This window comes from Trinickia sp. EG282A (assembly GCF_040965455.1).
GTDB lineage: Bacteria > Pseudomonadota > Gammaproteobacteria > Burkholderiales > Burkholderiaceae > Trinickia > Trinickia symbiotica.
Genome location: NZ_JBFRCC010000003.1, coordinates 842,433 through 859,798, shown reverse-complemented (window position 1 = coordinate 859,798; position 17,366 = coordinate 842,433). Strand labels below are relative to the sequence as shown.

Here is a 17,366-nt window from a genome sequence, read left to right as displayed (position 1 = left end):
CGAAATGACAGGACTCTTCATCGATGGCGCATGGGTCGCGGCGAACGGCCACGCGTTCTGCTCACGCAATCCCGGGACGGGCGAGATCGTCTGGGAGGGCAAAAGCGCGACGGCCGACGACGTCGAGCGCGCCGTCATGAGCGCGCGGCGCGCGTTCGCGAGCTGGTCATCGACGTCGCTCGAAGCGCGCTGCGAGATCGCGCGCCGTTTCGCCGCGATCCTCGCCGAACGCAAGGAAGCGCTCGCTCACGCGATCGGCCGCGAGACTGGCAAACCGTTGTGGGAGGCGCGAACCGAAGTCGCGTCGATGGCGGCGAAGGTCGACATCTCGATCGCGGCCTATCACGAGCGCACGGGCGAGAAGCGCACGGCGATGGTCGACGGCGTCGCGGTCTTGAGGCATCGCCCGCATGGTGTCGTCGCCGTTTTCGGCCCCTACAACTTTCCCGGCCACCTGCCGAACGGACATATCGTGCCCGCGCTGATCGCCGGCAACTGCGTCGTCTTCAAGCCGTCGGAGCTCGCGCCGGCCGTGGCGCACGCAACGGTCGAGGCGTGGCGCGACGCCGGGTTGCCCGCGGGCGTGCTGAATCTCGTGCAAGGGGAGAAGGAGACGGGCATCGCGCTCGCCCAGCATCGGCAGATCGACGGGCTCTTCTTCACGGGCAGTTCCGATACGGGCACGCTGCTCCATAAGCAGTTCGGCGGACGGCCCGAGATCGTGCTCGCGCTCGAGATGGGCGGCAACAATCCGCTCGTCGTCGCTGAGGTGGCTGACCTCGACGCGGCCGTTCATCACACGATTCAGTCCGCGTATCTGTCGGCCGGACAGCGCTGCACCTGCGCGCGTCGAATCTTCGTACCGCGTGGAGCGTTCGGCGATCGTTTCGTTGCTCGCTTCGTCGACGTGACTTCGCGCATTGCCTACGGACGTTACGACGCTGAGCCGCAGCCTTTCATGGGCGCCGTCGTATCGGCGCGAGCGGCCGCGCGCCTCGTCGCGGCGCAAGACAAGCTCATCGAGCGCGGCGCGCATGGATTGTTGCGGATGGAGCAGCGCGACCCGGAGCTCGGTTTCGTGAGTCCCGCCGTTCTCGACGTCACGGAAGTGCGCGATCTGCCCGACGAAGAGCACTTTGGCCCGCTTGCGCAGATCGTCCGTTATGCGACGTTCGACGAGGCGATCGAGCGCGCGAACGATACGGTCTACGGCCTCTCGGCCGGTCTGCTGGCCGATGACGAGGCGGCGTGGACGCAGTTTCACCGCACGATCCGTGCGGGCATCGTGAACTGGAACCGGCCGACGAACGGTGCGTCGTCCGCGGCGCCTTTCGGCGGCACGGGACGCTCCGGCAATCATCGGCCGAGCGCCTATTACGCGGCCGATTACTGCGCGTATCCGATGGCCTCGGTCGAGAGCGCGCAGCTGCGGATGCCGGCGAGCGTGCCGCCGGGGCTCCATTTCTAGAAAACTGGATAAAACGGAACGACGAAGGATCGACGATGCAAGCACGGGAAGCCAATTTCGACGGGCTCGTGGGGCCGACGCACAACTACGCGGGACTGTCGTTCGGAAACGTCGCCTCGCAAACGAACGAGAAGACGGTCGCCAATCCGCTTGCCGCGGCAAAGCAGGGTTTGCGCAAGATGAAGCGGCTTGCCGATCTCGGCTTTTTGCAAGGCGTGTTGCCGCCGCAAGAGCGGCCGTCGCTGCGTCTTTTGCGCGAGCTCGGATTTTCGGGGAGCGACGCGCGCGTAATCGAGCGCGCGGCCAAAGAGGCGCCCGAGCTCCTTGCCGCGGCGAGCTCCGCGTCCGCGATGTGGACGGCCAACGCCGCAACGGTCAGCCCTTCGGCCGATACCGAGGACGGGCGCGTGCATTTCACGCCGGCCAATCTGACGAGCAAGCTGCATCGCGCGATCGAGCACGAAGCGACGCGCCGCACCTTGGCGGCGATCTTCGCTGACGAGCGGCACTTTGCCGTGCACGAGGCGCTGCCGGGTACGCCCGCGCTCGGCGACGAGGGGGCGGCCAACCATACGCGTTTTTGCTCGCAATACGGCGAGCGCGGCGTCGAGTTCTTCGTCTACGGCCGCAGCGAATATCGGCGCGGGCCCGAGCCGCGGCGCTATCCGGCGCGCCAGACGTTCGAGGCGAGCCGCGCCGTCGCGCAGCGCCACCGTTTGCGCGAAGACGCGACGGTCTATGCGCAGCAGAACCCCGAGGTGATCGACGAGGGCGTGTTTCATAACGACGTGATCGCCGTCGGCAATCGCGAGACGCTTTTTTGCCACGAACGCGCGTTCGTCGATCAGGCGGGCGTATACGATCGGTTGCGCGCACAACTATCGCCGCTGGATGCGACGTTCAATGTGATCGAGGTGCCCGAGGCGCGCGTGACCGTATCCGACGCCGTCTCGTCGTATCTCTTCAACAGCCAGCTCCTGACGCGGCCCGATGGCCGCGACGTGCTCGTCGTTCCGCAGGAGTGCCGTGAGAACCCGCGCGTGTCGGCCTATCTCGACGACCTCGTCGCCGGTGGCGGGCCGATCGGCGAAGTGCTCGTCTTCGAATTGCGTGAAAGCATGAAGAACGGCGGGGGGCCCGCTTGCCTGCGCTTGCGCGTCGTTCTGGACGAGGCGGAACGCGCGGCGGTGAAGCCGGGCGTCTGGATCGACGATGCGCTGTTCGCGCGTCTCGATGGATGGATCGGCAAGCATTATCGCGACCGGCTCGCGCCCGACGATTTGTCCGATCCGGCGCTGATCGTCGAATCGCGGACGGCGCTCGATGAGCTCACGCAGATTCTCGGCGTGGGATCGCTCTATGACTTCCAGCGCTGAATCGAAGCTGCCGCCGATGCTCGCCGATTTTCTCGGCTTCACGCTGTCGGGAGCGCAGCCCGGCGCGGGAGAGGCTGTCGGCGAGTGCGCCGGCCTACGGTACACGTGGCGCGGCGGCGGACTGCTCGAGCTGGAACCGACGTCGGCGGATCCGGCGGCACGCGCGGAATGCGTTCCGGCGAGCGTGCTCCTTTCGGCCGGTATACATGGCGACGAGACCGCACCGATCGAGCTCCTTTCGCGGCTCGTTGCCGATCTGGCGGCCGGGGCGCTGCCGCTCGCCTGCCGGCTTCTCGTTGTACTCGGCAATCTCGACGCGATGCGCGAGGGTTGCCGCTATATCGACGATGATTTGAATCGGCTTTTTTGCGGGCGGCACACGCTCTTGCCAGAAAGTCACGAGGCGCCGCGCGCGATGGCGCTCGAGGCGGCGGCCGAACGGTTTTTCGAGCCGGGCGCCGACGCTGCCGCACCGCCCGCTCAGGCGCGTTGGCATATCGACATGCATACGGCCATCCGCGCCTCCGTCTTCGAGCAGTTCGCGCTGCTGCCGCACACGGAAGCGCCCCGTTCGCGGGCGATGTTCGATTGGCTCGCGCGGGCACGAATCGCCGCCGTATTGCTGCATACGGCGAAGGGCAATACCTACACGCAGTTCACGGCCGAGACTTTCGGCGCAACGGCTTGCACGTTGGAGCTCGGCAAGGTCCGGCCGTTCGGGCAAAACGACTTGACGCGTTTCGCCGCGGCCGATGACGCCGTGCGCGCATTGATATCAGGCGCGCCGTTCCGCGGCGAATCGCCGATGCCGCGCGCGTTTACCGTCGTCGATCAGATTACGAAGTTGAGCGACGCGTTCGAACTGAACCTCGCCGCCGACGTGCCGAATTTCACGCCGCTTGCGAAAGGGACGCAGCTTGCCGTCGACGGGGACTATCGCTACGTCGTATCGCGCGACGAAGAACGTATCGTCTTCCCCAATCCAACCGTGAAGCGTGGATTGCGCGCGGGACTGATCGTCGTGGAAACGACCTCGGAGACACTCGCTGAGCTAACGTCCGATAACGGCTGAGAGAAGTCCGACTATTTATAAATGCTTTCTGTAAATGGTTCTGTGTCGGGTCGCAGGATTGAGCCGATTGCATGCAAAATAGTCGGACTAGTTAAGGGTATACATCGATTATTAGACGATACTGGGCTGAGATAGCATTTTCAGGCCCCGCCGCCTGCTGCGGAACCATCTGGCGCGTACGTAGCATTCACGGTGGCGCACGGTTGTGACGCTGAGCGCTCGCGTTCTCCGCGGGCGCTTTCTTTCTCGACTTGAGGTGACGTTCAAGAAACAAAAATAGGAGGCCGTCATGGCGGAAAAGCCCGAAGAGATGGAAGAAGTAAGCGGTACACGGCGCGGACTACTACAGGGCGCAGGTCTGGCGACGGCCCTGGCTCTACTGGGCGGAGCGATCACGCCAGCCCAGGCGGCCGAGGGCGAGCCTTTTCCCGCCCACAAACGTTGGAAAATCGTCTTCGTCAACCATGTGACGACGAATCCATTCTTCGTGCCGACGCAATACGGCATCCAAGACGCCTGCAAGATGTTCGGCATGGACTATCAGTGGACGGGATCGGCCAACGCCGATGTCTCCGAGATGGTGAACGCACTGAACGCAGCCGTCGCCGCGAAGGCCGATGCGATCGCCGTGCCGATCGTCGACCCGAATGCCTTCAACGCGCCGATTCAGAAAGCGCTCGACGCCGGCATTCCGGTCTTCGCCTACAACGCCGACGCTCCCGCAGGCAAATCGAATCCGCGCCTCGCCTATATCGGCCAGGATCTATATCTGTCCGGCTACCAGATGGGCGAGCGGATCGCCAGCATGATCGATAGCGGTCTCGTCGCGCTTTTCATTGCCACACCGGGTCAGCTCAACATCCAGCCGCGTCTCGATGGGGCGAAGGACGCCATCAAGAAGTCGGGCAAGAATATCGATGCGCAGCAGATCGCGACGGGCGCGACGGTCAACGAGGAGCTCTCGAAGATCAAGTCGTTTTACCTCGGGCACCAGGACCTGAAAGGCATGTTCGCCGTCGATGCCGGCAGCACGCAGGGCGTCGCCGAGGTGATGAAGGAATCGAACCTCAAGTCGAAGGGCGTGCATGGCGGAGGCTTCGATCTGCTGCCGCGCACCGTGCAGCTCATTCACGAGGGCGTGCTCGACTTCACGATCGACCAGCAGCCTTATGTCCAGGGCTTCTATACTGTTCTCGAGGCATTCGTGTTCCTGGCGTCCGGCGGGCTCGTCGGGCCGGCCAACATCAACACGGGCCTCAAGTTCGTGACGAAGGACACGGTCGAGCCCTACCTCAACACTTCGACGCGCTATGAAGGCAAGAGCACCAAGGCGCAGATCGTGCCTCACAGTGGGGCGATCAAATCGTGATGTCTTCCATCGCTGACTCCCGCAGCGCAGGCCAGCGCCTGAAGCTGCGGGCGGGTAAAGTCGCGCGCTCGGCCGAGCTTCGCATCCTCGTGGTGGCGCTGCTGCTCGGCGCTTACTTCGAGGTCGTCAATCACGACTTTCTGCTCACGTCCGCGAGCCTCACGAACCTGTCGCAGTTCATCGCGCCCGCCGCGATCATCGCCTGTGGCGAGATCATGCTGATGATCGGCGGCGAAATCGATCTCTCGGCGGGCATGGTGTTCGCCTTCGCGCCGTTCATCATGCACTTCGCGAACGAGGCGGGGGCGCCCGCCTGGGCGGCGCTGCTGATCGGCATTCTCGCCGCTGCGGTCGTGGGGTTCGTGAACGGCGCGCTGACGGTTTATCTGAGGATTCCGTCGTTCGTCACCACGCTCGGCACGCTCTTCTTCGTCAACGGCTTCACCCTGACGATTTCGCAAGGCACGCCCGTCACGCCGCCCGAAAACGAGGCGTTCGCATCGTTCATGGGGGCCTGGGGCTATAGCGAAATCCTCTGGGCGGTCGTCATCGCCGCCGCGATGCACGTCTTGCTGCGGCACACGCGCTGGGGGCTCCATACGATCGCGGCGGGAGCGAACGCGCTGGGCGCCAGCGAAGCGGGCATTCAAATCCGCACCCTCAAGCTCGGCAACTTCATCCTCGCGGCCGTCCTTGCCGGCTTCACGGGCATACTCGAAGGCTTTCGTATCACGTCGATCGATCCGCAGGCGGGCGGCAACCAGATCATGTTCCTCGCCGTCGCCGCCGCCGTGATCGGCGGCACGCCGCTCGCGGGCGGCTCGGGCACGATCATCGGCGGGTTCATCGGCGCCGCGGTGCTCGGCATTCTGAACGATGGCTTTACGCTCGTCGGCATCAATGCGTTCACGTTCAACATGATCCTCGGCGCGGCCATCGTCGTCGCGATGATCATCAACATTCACCTCATGCGTCTCGCGCGCAAGGGAGAGCCGTGATGTCGGGGGCAGGGGGGGAGGAAGCGCTGCGCGTCGAGAATATCGTCAAGCGCTTCGGCGCGGTGACCGCGCTCGACGGCGTGAGCATCACCTTGCGGCGCGGCGAGATCCTCGGGATCCTGGGCGACAACGGCGCGGGCAAGTCGACGTTGATGAAGATCCTGACGGGCTTCCATCAGCAGACGAGCGGCAAGCTCTTCGTGAACGGCGCCGAGACGATGCTGCGATCGGTCGATCATGCACGCGCGCTCGGCATCGAGTGTGTCTACCAGGACCTTGCGCTCGCGAACTCGCTCAGCATTTATCACAATATGTTTCTCAACCGCGAGATCGTCCATCGCGGGCCATTCCGACTCTTGAACAACCGAGCGATGCGGCAGCGCGCGGCGGAATGTCTCGAGGACATCGGGGTGCATGTTCCGTCCGTCGATCTGCCCGTCGAGCAGCTTTCGGGCGGTCAACGGCAGGCGATCGCCGTTGCGCGCGCGGTCAACTCCGACGCGCGCATTTTGCTGCTCGACGAGCCGCTTGCCGCGATGGGCGCGCGCGAAGCGGGTCTCATCATCGACCTCATCGTCCGTCTCAAGCAGAAGGGCGACCTGTCGATCGCCATGATCATGCACAACTACGCGCAGACGCTCGATATCGCCGACCACATCGTGCTGATGCAGCGTGGCCGCGTCACTTACGAGAGCGAGGCGGCGAGAACATCGGTGCCGGAGTTGATGGACATCGTGCGGCGCGAGTATCGAGACCTGCGTAACGGCCGGCAGTGACGGGCGCGAGCCGGGTTCAGTTCGCGGCCGGCACGGGACGCCAGCCCGCGGGGCAGGTGGTGACGTACGGATAGTATTGCTCGGCCGACTGGCAGTAGTACCAATAGCGCCCGCCGGCCGGCGGGCGCGCCACCAGCGGCGGCACGAACGGGTCCGGGTACGGATGGACCGGCCCCGGATAGTAGTACCAGAGGCTGCCGACCACCCACCACCATGCGAGGCGGCCGCCGTGCCTGCGGTGGCGCCAGTGGCCGCTTTGCCACAGACGCATGTCGTGCTGGCGAAACTGACTGATGTCGCCATGCCAGTGGGGCCCTAGCGCCACGCTCGGCGCGCCATGATCCGCTTCGTCCGGCTGGCTCGCCGAGGGAGCGCCATGGCTGCCGACGAGCGCAGCCGCGGCAAGTGCGGTCATCGTCCGTCTCGGGGTGGACGGCATGAGAGGTCTCGCAGTCTTCTTCGGTCTTTCAGCATACGCGTCGCGAGCAGGCGGCGCTCCAACAGGCTGCTGCGTTGTGTGCGCATTCGCGCGGTCCCGTTCGCCCTATCGCCATCGCCGACCCCATCGTATAATCCGCCGAAATCCGCTCCGGTTTTGAGCTGTCGCGGCCGGAAGCGATAAAAAGAACGTAAGCGCATCGAAAGGGGCAGAGGCTGATGGGGATCACGAACGATACGGGGGTGAGCTTGCAGGCGGGCGGCCAGGCGCGGCTGGCTGAGGGGCACCCGCAGATCTTGCATCCCGCGCGGCAGCCTCTGGTCGACGCCGATGGCCTCTTGCACGGTTTCGAGCTGATCGCGCGCGAGCCGAGCCGCGTGGCGGACACCGCCCTCGACGATGAGGGCGAGCGCAAGCCCCACGCCGAAGCCGATGCGGCCGCGGCGCAAACGTTGGCCATGCTCGGCGCGAGCGGTGTGCGCGCCGCGCTCGGCGCTCACCGCGGCTATCTGAACGTCAGCCGTGCATTACTTTTGTCGGATGCGTTCGCGCGCATATCGCCCGATCGCTTCTTTCTCGAGCTGCCGCCCGACATCGAGGCCGATACCGAGCTCGTCGCGCGCCTCGTCTCGTTGCACGCGAAGCGTCACCGATTCGTGCTCGATCACGTGACGCAGCCGACCGCGACGTTCGCGAAGCTCTTGCCCTACGCCTACGCGATCAAGGTCGAGGTCGACCGAACGGACCCGGAGTTGCTCGCCAAACTGTCCGGCGCGCTGAAGTCGGCCGGCAAGATCCTGATCGCGCTCGGCGTGGAATCGCAGGAGACGTTCGAGCGGGCGAAAGCGGCGCATTTTGATCTGTTCCAAGGGTATTTTTTCGCGCGCGGCCACAAGCAGGCCACGCGGCGGGCTAGCGCGCCGCGCCAGGCGCTATTGAACCTGCTGCGCCTCTTGACGGCGGATCCGACCGTGACCCAGCTCGAAGCCGAACTGAAGCTGAACCCCGTTCTCGTCATGCATCTCATGCGTCTCGCGAACTCCGGGGAGGCGAGCATCGGCCGCAAGGTGGAGACGCTGCGCGATGCGATCACGGCAACGGGCACCAACCGCATCGCGCGCTGGACACAGTTGCTGCTCTATGCCGACGGCCGCAAGGTACGGCTCGAAGACGACCCGCTCGTGCAGATGGCCGCGACGCGCGCACGATTCATGGAGATGTCCGTTGCCCGGCTTGCAAAGGCGGATCGCAAGGTCGTCGACGGCGCGTTCCTGACCGGCGTGTTCTCGCTCGTCGATGCTGTTTTCGGAGGCTCGCTCGAAGAGACGCTGGAGGCGCTCACGCTCTCCAGTCACATCCGCGCGGCCATCCTGCATCGGACGGGCACGCTCGGCACATTGCTCGATGCGATCGAGGCATTCGAGCGGGCCGACTGGGCCGCGCTCGATCGCGCCAGTGCGACGCTCGCGCCGTTGAGCGCGAGCGAGCTCGCGGAACTCGCCACGGCCGCCGCGGCATGGGCGAGCTCCGCCGACCAGAGCGAGGAGCACGCGGGGCTCGACCATTTCGAGGATTGAGAGCGCTCCCGAATCTGGCGCCTCGCGTCACACCCCCCCGAGGGACGCACGCAAGGTTGCGGTGCGTTGCTCAGAGCGTTTCAACCTCGCGTGTCGGCGCGCGGTTGAAGAAGCGGCCGAGTTCGCGCGCCAGCTCGTTGAGCGCGCTCATTTCGACTTGCGAGATCTTGCGCGGCTCCTCCTCATGGAGCCAATCGCCGTAGAGCAGCGCGACAGTCGACTGGTTCGCCGCGACAGGCAGCAGCACGAACGCGCGGGCGTCCGCGAACGCCTCGCGGTACCACGCGGGCAATCGCACGACGATCTTCGAATCGTGCGCGTTTTCGATGAAGATCCCGACTGAATTCGCGATGGCGAGATGGAAGACGTCCGGTTCGAAGGCCTCGTCGAACTGGAGCATCGGCAGGACCTGATCGACGTTGCGCCCGAAGCCGAGCCGGGCTTTGAAAACGCCCGTGGTCTGGCGCACGAAGACGACGGTGCGCGCGAAGCCGAGGCTCGCCAGCACGGTTTCCGAGGCGAGGGCGAGCACGGGCGCGAGCGCATTCTCCGAAGGTAGCGCGCGCAAATCCTCGATGCCGGCCGCGATGCGCGTCTCGGCGTCGACGGAGGCCCGCGCGATCGTCGCGGCGCTCGCCCGCAGCTCGTCGATCTCGCGCATGACGCCTTCGCCGGCTTCTTCGCGCGCAAGCGCGATACTCGTGGCGACGAGCGCTTCCGGTTCGGTCGACAGTGCGTGACCATAGCGCTGCGCGAGCTGCGCGAGCCGCGCTTCGACACTATCCGCAGCCGTGCTCGGCGCGGTGAGCGCGTCGGCCACTTCGGTCGAGAAGTTGGTGACGGCGCGCAGCCACTGAACCTGCGGCGGTTCATCCGCTTCCGGCTCGTAGGTGCCCATGCCGGCGCGAATCATGTCGGGCAGCCGCCAGCGCGTGGCGGCCTCCAGGCCGATCTCCTCGAAGCTCACGCCGAGTACGGCCGAACAGGCCGCGCTTTCGTCGAGCGTGCCGCTCTCGGCCTCGCGGCGGATCGCATCCCATTCGGCTTCCAGGTAGCAGACGACGAGCAGCTTGCCCACCTGCCGCATCAGCGTGCAGACGACGGCCTCTTCGCCGGCGCGCAAGTCGATGCGCTCGGTCAGCTTGCGCGCCACGCAACCCGAAAGCATCGTGCGGCTCAACTCGAGCTTGGCGTCGATGCGATGCGGCGCGCTTTGATGAAAATGATCGACGATTTTGAGACCGACGACGAGATGGCCGACGGCATCCATGCCGAGCACCATGAGCGCTCTCGTCACCGTGGTGATGTTGCCGCCAAACGCCATGTACATCGCCGAATTGGCGAGCCGCAGGACTTTTTGCGTCAGCGCGAAGTCGGACAGCACCACCTGCACGAGGGCCGTCAAGTCGAGATCGTCGTTCTTCATCGCGGCCATCGTCGTGCGCAACGACTGCGACAGCATCGGGAAGTCGCCGCGCTCGCTCATGCGCGCCCACAACTTGTCGAGCAGCGCGGCCTTTAACATGTCGTCGATCTCGTCAAAACCATATGCAACTTAGTGTTATATGAGGCAACGCTCGCGAACCGCTCGCGCGCGTTGCCGCGTGACGCCTTTATATCAACGCGTCGGCTTCGTGCAGGCGCAACGTCCGCGATGTGAAGCGCTGAGCGAGCTCCTCGGAAGGCAGCGCCTTGCAGATGAGCCATCCCTGGATATGGTTGCAGCCCATCTCGGTGAGGAGTTCCCGCTGCGCTTCCGTTTCCACGCCCTCGGCCACGAGCTCGAGTTCGAGCGTTTGCGCGAGCCCCACCAAGGCCGATACGATCGCCTGATCGTTGCGAGAGGTTAGCAGGTTCTCGACGAAGCTGCGGTCGATCTTCAATTTGGCGAGCGGAAAACGTTGCAAATAAGCAAGACTCGAGTAGCCCGTGCCGAAATCGTCGACGGCGAAGCGGATGCCGGCCGTGGTCAACTCCTCGAGCAGCACCTTCGCATGGGCGGGGTCCTGCATCAGCAGGCTCTCCGTGATTTCGAGCACGAGCCGGCGAGCGTCGAGCCCGGTGAGCGCAAGCGCGTCGCGCACGTTTTGCGTGAAATTCGGGTCGCGGAACTGCTGCGGCGAAACGTTGACGGCGACGTATTTCAGCGCGATGTCTTGAGCGTCCCATTGCACGAGCTGCATGCAGGCGGCCTTCAGCACCCAGTTGCCGAGATAGTTGATGAGGCCGATCGATTCGGCGAGGGGGACGAACGTCGAGGGCGGCACGAGCCCATGCACGGGATGATGCCAGCGGATCAGCGCCTCGACGCCCACGACGCCGCCACTCGTGCTGCTCGTGATCGGCTGAAAATGCAGCGCGAACTCGCCGTTGCGCACGCCGTCGTAGAGGTCGGCCTCGAGTTTCAGGCGCTCGGCATCGGCCGGATCGGCGCTCGGCGCATGGAACGCCAGGGTGTTGCTGCCCGAAGCCTTGGCCTGCACGAGGGCATGATCGGCACGACGCAGGAACTGGGCGTGATGGCCGGGCCGCGTATCGTCGGCGCCGGGTTCCGGATAAAGCGCGATGCCGATGCTCGCCGAGAGATGCACGGGCTGGCCGTCGAACGTGTAGGGCTGCTGCACGGCCGTCATGAAGCGGCGACCGAGCGCCTCGGCGGCGGCCGCGGCGTCGTCGCGCGTGGCCGCGCGCAACAGCACCGCGAACTTGTCGCTCGTCAGGCGTGCGAGCGTCTCGCCCGGCGAGACGAGCCCGGCCAGCCGCTGCGCCGTATCGCGCAGCAGCGCGTCGCCGGCGTCGTAGCCGAGCGCGCGGTTGACGCGCTGATAATCGTCGAGATCAACGAGCAGGAGCGCCGCGGCGGTGCGCTTAGCGTCGGCTTCTTCCTGCGCGAGCCGGATCCGTTCGGCGAGGGCCGTGCCGTTCGCCAAGCCCGTCATGCGGTCGTTGTGGAGCTCGTAGATGAGGCGCTCTTCGTTGGCGCGCCAACTCGTCACGTCGAACGCGCAGACGGCAAAGCCGGGCGTGCCTTCGTGCGTGCTCGGCACGATGCGCAGCTCGACGGAGATCGGGTACGTGAGCGACTTCATCAGGTGCAGCGTTGCCCGCTCGACCTGGCGTGTCTGCGACGCGCGCGCGACGAGCGCGTCGAACACCGCCACATCGCCCGCCGCGACGAGCTCGTGCAGCGTCACGGCTCGCAGGTACTCGCGCCGGTAGCCGATGAAGCGCAGGCTTGCCTCCGAGACGTAGACGAAGCGCAGATTCGAGTCGACGTGGGCGAGAAAGTCGACCGTACCGACGATGTGCTCGAGCCTGGCCACGAACGCGTTGCCCTGATCGCTCCCGCTCGTCTCGCCGCCACGGGCGACTATCCGCGCCGCGCCGCCACGGCGCAGCAGCAGATCGATCGCCGCGCGCAGCGTTGGGCGGCGGGGGGCGCTGGTGTTTTTCTCTTGCATTGGTTCTCGTAGACGACTGGGTCCGGGCTGGGGGCGCGAAGTCGAGCGCTCGACGCGATGCCTTCCAACAGCGGAATTATCGGCGCTGTGGCGGGTTTCTTTAGAGATTTTGCCCGAATGGAAGGATTTGTAAGGCTAATTCGGCCCGGAGTTCGCTCCGGAGTGCGCTCCGCAGTCGAGATGCCAGCGAAGCCTCATGACCGGTAGATGCGCTGGCGGTGATCAAGCAGTGGGCGGACAAGCATCCATCGTCGGCCCCTGATCGTTGACGCGCAATAAAGTCCCGCGCCGACGGGCGTGAGAGCCGCCGGGCGCGTGACGGGGAGGGGGCGTGCGGTCAGTATCCGCGTGGCGGAGGGGGCGGCGGCGGAGTATCGGGGGGCGGCGGCACGTAGTTCGGCGGCACGGCCGCCTGCGGGGGCCCTTGATATTGTTCCCGGTAGGTGACGGCGCCGCGCGGCATCGGCACCCGATCGCCGGCCGCGTACATGCATTGAACGTACGCGTAGTCGTAGCGGCGCTGGATGCCGTAGGCGGAACCTTGGGCATTGCCGGCGCCGATCGCGCTGCCGCCGAGCAGCCCCGCGCCCGCGCCGATCGCAGCGCCTTGACCGCCGCCGAACGCCGCGCCGGCCGCGGCGCCGACCGCCGTGCCCACAACGGCGCTGCCGACGGCGCTGTTGTTCGCGGCTTGTTGCGTGCTCACGCCGCCGACTTGCTGAAACGCATATTGACGGCACGACGCGTCGTCGGCCCGGAATTGATCGAACGTCTTGCCCGTGCCGGGCAGGGCCATGACGGTCGGACCGGAAGGCATGACCGTACAGCCGGCGAGGGCCGCAAAGCCCGCTGCGCCAGCGAGCATGGCGAGCGCGACCGGTGGGGAGCGCTTCGCGCGCGGGGCCAGGGAGTGCATGGTCGTTTTGCTCATGTCAGCGGGTCGGTGCGGGCGGCGTGGCGGGCACCTCCTGCCAGTCGCTCGCACACTCCTTCACGTAGGGATAGTACTTTTTCGCGGTCGGGCAGTACCACCAGGTCCCCGACGACGAGCCCGGTGCGGCGCCCTCGTTCTGCGAGCGCTCGACATAAACGTCGGGCTGCTGCTGCACGACTACGGGCGGTCCGTAGACGACGGGCGGCGGGTAGTAGTAAGGCGGTGGCGCGTAGTAATAAGGTCCCGGTCCGTACCAGACCGGCCCGCCCACGAAGACCCCGACACGCCAGCGCGCCGCTTCCGCCGTTCCGCTGAGACATACGGCCGCCATGGCCGCAAGCGTCAGCGCAGCGATTCGCCATCGCACGATCCTTCTCCTTTTTCGATGAGCTGTGCGCTTTCACGTCGCGCACCCAATGCTTAGGCAGGCGTATCGAGCCGAGAATTCCCGATTTTTGTCGGGGGACGAACCTCGAGAACAGCCGCCTGGCACAGTTGAAGGCTATGCCAATCTCCCGAGCGGCGCCATAACCGGCCGCTTCACAATTGTTTCAACTGCTTACTTTTTGAGAAAACGAACGAGTGCGCTGGGAAATTCCGTGCGGGTTCAGCTCGTTTGCCCGCGCGCGAGCGAGCCGCCGCGGCGGCTTTGCCGCCAGACGCGCAGGCGATCCATGTAGAGATAGACCACGGGCGTCGTATAGAGCGTGAGGACCTGACTGACGATGAGCCCGCCGACGATCGAGATGCCGAGCGGCGAGCGCAGCTCGGCGCCTTCGCCATTGCCGAACGCGAGTGGCAGCGCCCCCAGAATGGCCGCGCAAGTGGTCATGAGGATCGGCCGGAAGCGCAACAGACAGGCGCGATGAATCGCGTCGCTTGACGAGAGCCCTTGGCGCGACGCTTCGATCGCGAAGTCGATCATCATGATCGCGTTCTTCTTGACGATGCCGATGAGCAGAATCACGCCGATGAGCGCGATGATGCTGAACTCCGTGCGAAAAAGCAGTAGCGCGAGCAGCGCGCCGACGCCGGCGGAGGGCAGCGTCGACAGAATCGTGATCGGGTGGATGTAGCTCTCGTAGAGGATGCCGAGCACGATATAGACGGCGGCGAGCGCGGCCAGAATGAGCAGCGGCATATCGGTCAGCGACTGCTGGAACGCCTGGGCCGTGCCCGAGAAGCTGCCATGGATCGTCTGCGGCATGCCAATGGCGACCATCGTTTCGTCGATGGCGCGCGTCGCGTCGGAGAGCGACTTGCCGGGCGGCAGATTGAACGAAATCGTCGCCGCGACGAACTGGCTCTGATGGTTGACCGCGAGCGGCGTGTTGCCGGGACCGAACGAGGCGATGGCCGATAGCGGAACCATCGTCTCCTGTGAAGTCGAGACGGCCGCGCCCGTCGACGCGCTCGAATGGCCGCTCGCCGCGATCGAGTTGTTGGCGAGATTGCGCGCCGTGTCGGCCGCGATCGAAGCGGCCGACGTCGAGCTGCCGCTTGCCGACGACGACCCCGCCACCGTGCCGGCGACGAATCCGCTCGACTGCGTGCCGCTCGCCTGCCCGCCAGAAGTGCTGACATAGATCTGGCGGAGCATGTCGGGGCTTTGCCAATAGCGCGGCGCCACTTCCATCACCACGTGATACTGGTTGAGCGGATTGTAGATTGTCGATACCTGCCGCTGGCCGAACGCATCGTAAAGCGTGTTGTCGATCTGCGACGGCGAGACCTTCAGACGCGCGGCGCTCGTGCGATCGATCTGCACGAGCGATTCGAGCCCCCCTTGCTGCTGGTTCGAGTTGACGTCGGCAAGCTCGGAGCGATGCTTGAGCGCCTCGGTGAGTAGCGGCGCCCACTTGTAAAGTTCGGCCGTCGAGTCGCCGAGCAGCGTGAATTGATATTGCGCATTCGATTGCCGGCCGCCGACGCGAATGTCCTGCACGGCCTGCAGGAACGTCTGCGCGCCCGCCACGTGCGAGAGCGGCCCGCGCAACTGGGCGATCACCTCGTCCGCGGAAAGCTTGCGCTGGCTCTTGGGCTTGAGCGAAATGAACATGAACCCGGAGTTCGTCTGGCGGCCGCCCGTGAAGCCGGTGACCGTGTCGACGGCGGGATTGCGCTTGATGATCTGCATCATCTCGCCGAACTTGACCTTCATGAGCTGGAACGATGTCGCCTGATCGGCGACGAGGCCGCCGATCAGGCGACCGGTATCCTGCTGCGGGAAGAATCCCTTCGGCACCGCGACGTACAGATAAACGTTCAACGCGATCGTGGCGAGCAGAATGGAGACGACGAGGCGCGGGTGCGCGAGCGCCCAGCCGAGCGTGCGCGCATAGCCGCGCGCGAGCCGCTCGAAGCCGCTCTCGAGCCGGCGCGCGAGCCGACCCTCCTCTTCGCGCGGCCGCGGCGCGCGCAAAAGCCGCGAGCACATCATCGGCGTCACCGTCAGCGAGACCAGCAGCGAAACGCCGATCGCCAGCGAAAGCGTGACCGCGAACTCGCGGAAGAGCCGGCCGACGATGCCGCCCATCAACAGAATGGGCAGGAAGACGGCGACGAGCGAGATGCTGATCGAGAGCACCGTAAAGCCGACTTCCCGCGCGCCGAGATAGGCGGCCCGCATCGGCGGCACCCCCTCCTCGATATGCCGCGAAATGTTTTCCAGCACGACGATCGCGTCGTCGACGACGAAGCCTGTCGCGATGATGAGCGCCATCAGCGAAAGGTTGTCGAGCGAGTAGCCGACGAGGTACATCGCCGCGAATGTGCCGATGATCGAGATGGGCACGGCGACGCTCGGGATCAGCGTCGCGCGCCAGTTGCGCAGGAACAGGAAGACCACGGTCACGACGAGCGCGACGGCGATGAGCAGCGTGCGCTCGGTGTCTTTGAGCGACGAGCGGATCGTGATCGATCGATCGGAAACCGGCGTGACGTCGATGGCCGCGGGCAGCGAGGCCTTCAGCTGCGGAATCATGCCGATCACCCGATCGACGGTCTCGACGATGTTCGCGCCGGGCTGCCGGTAGATGATGACGAGCACCGAGCGCTGGCCGTTCATGAGGCCGAGATTGCGCAAATCTTCGACCGAATCGACGACTTCGCCCAAATCCGACAGCTTGACGCCCGCGTGATTGCGATAGGCGACGATGAGGTCCTTGTATTGCGAGGACTGCGAGGCCTGATCGTTCGTGTAGAGCTGCACGCGGCGATCGCCGAAGTCGATCGAGCCTTTCGGGCTGTTCGCATTGGCGGATGCGAGCGCCGCGCGCACATCCTCGAGGCCGATGCCGTAGTGAAAGAGGGCCTGCGGCTCGAGCTCGACCCGCACCGCGGGATTCGCCGAGCCCGAGACGTCGACCTCGCCGACGCCGTCGACTTGCGAGAGCGCCTGCTGCAGCACGGTGGAGGCCGCGTCGTAGAGCTTGCCGGCCGGCAGCGTCGGCGAGGTGAGCGCGAGAATCAGAATCGGCGCGTCCGCCGGGTTCACCTTGTGATAGGTCGGATTGCTGCGCAGGCTCGTCGGCAGATCCGCGCGCGCGGCGTTGATGGCGGCCTGCACGTCGCGCGCGGCGCCATCGATATTGCGGTTCAGGCCGAACTGCACGGTGATCCGCGTGAAGCCGACCGAGCTTTGCGACGTCATCTCCGAGACGTCGGCGATCTGCCCCAAATGTCGCTCGAGCGGGCTCGCGACACTCGTCGCCATTGTGTCGGGGCTTGCACCGGGCATCTGCGCCTGCACCGAGATGGTGGGGAAGTCGACCTGCGGCAGTGGGGCCACGGGCAGCTTGCCGAATGCGAAGATGCCCGCGAGCGCGACGCCGAGCGCGAGCAGCGTCGTCGCGACGGGACGGGAGATGAAAAGCCGCGAGAGGTTCATGGCGTCG

13 protein-coding genes are annotated in these 17,366 nt (G+C 65.6%); 7 read left to right on the top strand and 6 right to left on the bottom strand.

Annotated features, from left to right (window positions below; genetic code table 11):
• The first annotated feature begins 4 nt into the window (after nucleotides 1–4).
• From astD to AB4Y31_RS18340, 6 genes are all read left to right on the top strand, one after another.
• Complete coding sequence (gene astD / locus AB4Y31_RS18365) at nucleotides 5–1,468, top strand: succinylglutamate-semialdehyde dehydrogenase (protein ID WP_368675336.1); 1,464 nt, start codon at nucleotides 5–7, stop codon at nucleotides 1,466–1,468.
• A gap of 35 nt (nucleotides 1,469–1,503) precedes the next feature.
• A complete protein-coding gene (astB, locus tag AB4Y31_RS18360; RefSeq protein WP_368675129.1) occupies nucleotides 1,504–2,844 on the top strand; it encodes an N-succinylarginine dihydrolase in 1,341 nt (446 codons plus the stop codon).
• Complete coding sequence (gene astE, locus AB4Y31_RS18355) at nucleotides 2,828–3,916, top strand: succinylglutamate desuccinylase (protein ID WP_368675128.1); 1,089 nt, start codon at nucleotides 2,828–2,830, stop codon at nucleotides 3,914–3,916. The genes astB and astE overlap by 17 nt, the downstream gene beginning before the upstream one ends.
• A gap of 289 nt (nucleotides 3,917–4,205) precedes the next feature.
• Entirely contained in the window at nucleotides 4,206–5,285 is a 1,080-nt protein-coding gene (locus AB4Y31_RS18350; protein WP_368675127.1) for a sugar ABC transporter substrate-binding protein, read from the top strand.
• Nucleotides 5,285–6,283 carry an ABC transporter permease gene (locus AB4Y31_RS18345; protein ID WP_368675126.1) on the top strand — a complete coding sequence of 333 codons (999 nt, stop codon included), beginning with the start codon at nucleotides 5,285–5,287 and terminating at the stop codon, nucleotides 6,281–6,283. Before AB4Y31_RS18350 ends, AB4Y31_RS18345 begins: the two co-directional genes overlap by 1 nt.
• On the top strand, nucleotides 6,283–7,059 hold the full coding sequence (locus AB4Y31_RS18340) for an ATP-binding cassette domain-containing protein (protein WP_018439036.1): 777 nt from the start codon (nucleotides 6,283–6,285) through the stop codon (nucleotides 7,057–7,059). The genes AB4Y31_RS18345 and AB4Y31_RS18340 overlap by 1 nt, the downstream gene beginning before the upstream one ends.
• Before the next feature lie 16 nt (nucleotides 7,060–7,075).
• Here AB4Y31_RS18340 and AB4Y31_RS18335 read toward each other — a convergent pair whose 3' ends face one another.
• Nucleotides 7,076–7,474 carry a hypothetical protein gene (locus tag AB4Y31_RS18335; RefSeq protein WP_368675125.1) on the bottom strand — a complete coding sequence of 133 codons (399 nt, stop codon included), beginning with the start codon at nucleotides 7,472–7,474 and terminating at the stop codon, nucleotides 7,076–7,078.
• A gap of 242 nt (nucleotides 7,475–7,716) precedes the next feature.
• Between AB4Y31_RS18335 and AB4Y31_RS18330 the strand changes: the two genes are divergently transcribed.
• Nucleotides 7,717–9,075 (top strand): EAL and HDOD domain-containing protein, encoded by a 1,359-nt coding sequence (locus tag AB4Y31_RS18330; protein ID WP_368675124.1) that lies wholly within the window; start codon nucleotides 7,717–7,719, stop codon nucleotides 9,073–9,075.
• Between the two features lie 70 nt (nucleotides 9,076–9,145).
• On the opposite strand, the gene AB4Y31_RS18325 is transcribed toward AB4Y31_RS18330, so the two are convergent.
• The 5 genes from AB4Y31_RS18325 to AB4Y31_RS18305 form a co-directional block, all read right to left on the bottom strand.
• Complete coding sequence (locus tag AB4Y31_RS18325; protein ID WP_368675123.1) at nucleotides 9,146–10,600, bottom strand: HDOD domain-containing protein; 1,455 nt, start codon at nucleotides 10,598–10,600, stop codon at nucleotides 9,146–9,148.
• Between the two features lie 88 nt (nucleotides 10,601–10,688).
• Nucleotides 10,689–12,536, bottom strand: a complete 1,848-nt coding sequence (locus tag AB4Y31_RS18320; RefSeq protein ID WP_368675122.1) for a putative bifunctional diguanylate cyclase/phosphodiesterase — start codon at nucleotides 12,534–12,536, stop codon at nucleotides 10,689–10,691.
• 337 nt (nucleotides 12,537–12,873) lie between these two features.
• Nucleotides 12,874–13,467, bottom strand: a complete 594-nt coding sequence (locus AB4Y31_RS18315; RefSeq protein WP_368675121.1) for a YMGG-like glycine zipper-containing protein — start codon at nucleotides 13,465–13,467, stop codon at nucleotides 12,874–12,876.
• A gap of 1 nt (nucleotide 13,468) precedes the next feature.
• A complete protein-coding gene (locus AB4Y31_RS18310) occupies nucleotides 13,469–13,837 on the bottom strand; it encodes a hypothetical protein (protein ID WP_368675120.1) in 369 nt (122 codons plus the stop codon).
• Between the two features lie 240 nt (nucleotides 13,838–14,077).
• A complete protein-coding gene (locus AB4Y31_RS18305; RefSeq protein WP_368675119.1) occupies nucleotides 14,078–17,359 on the bottom strand; it encodes an efflux RND transporter permease subunit in 3,282 nt (1,093 codons plus the stop codon).
• Nucleotides 17,360–17,366 lie beyond the last annotated feature (7 nt).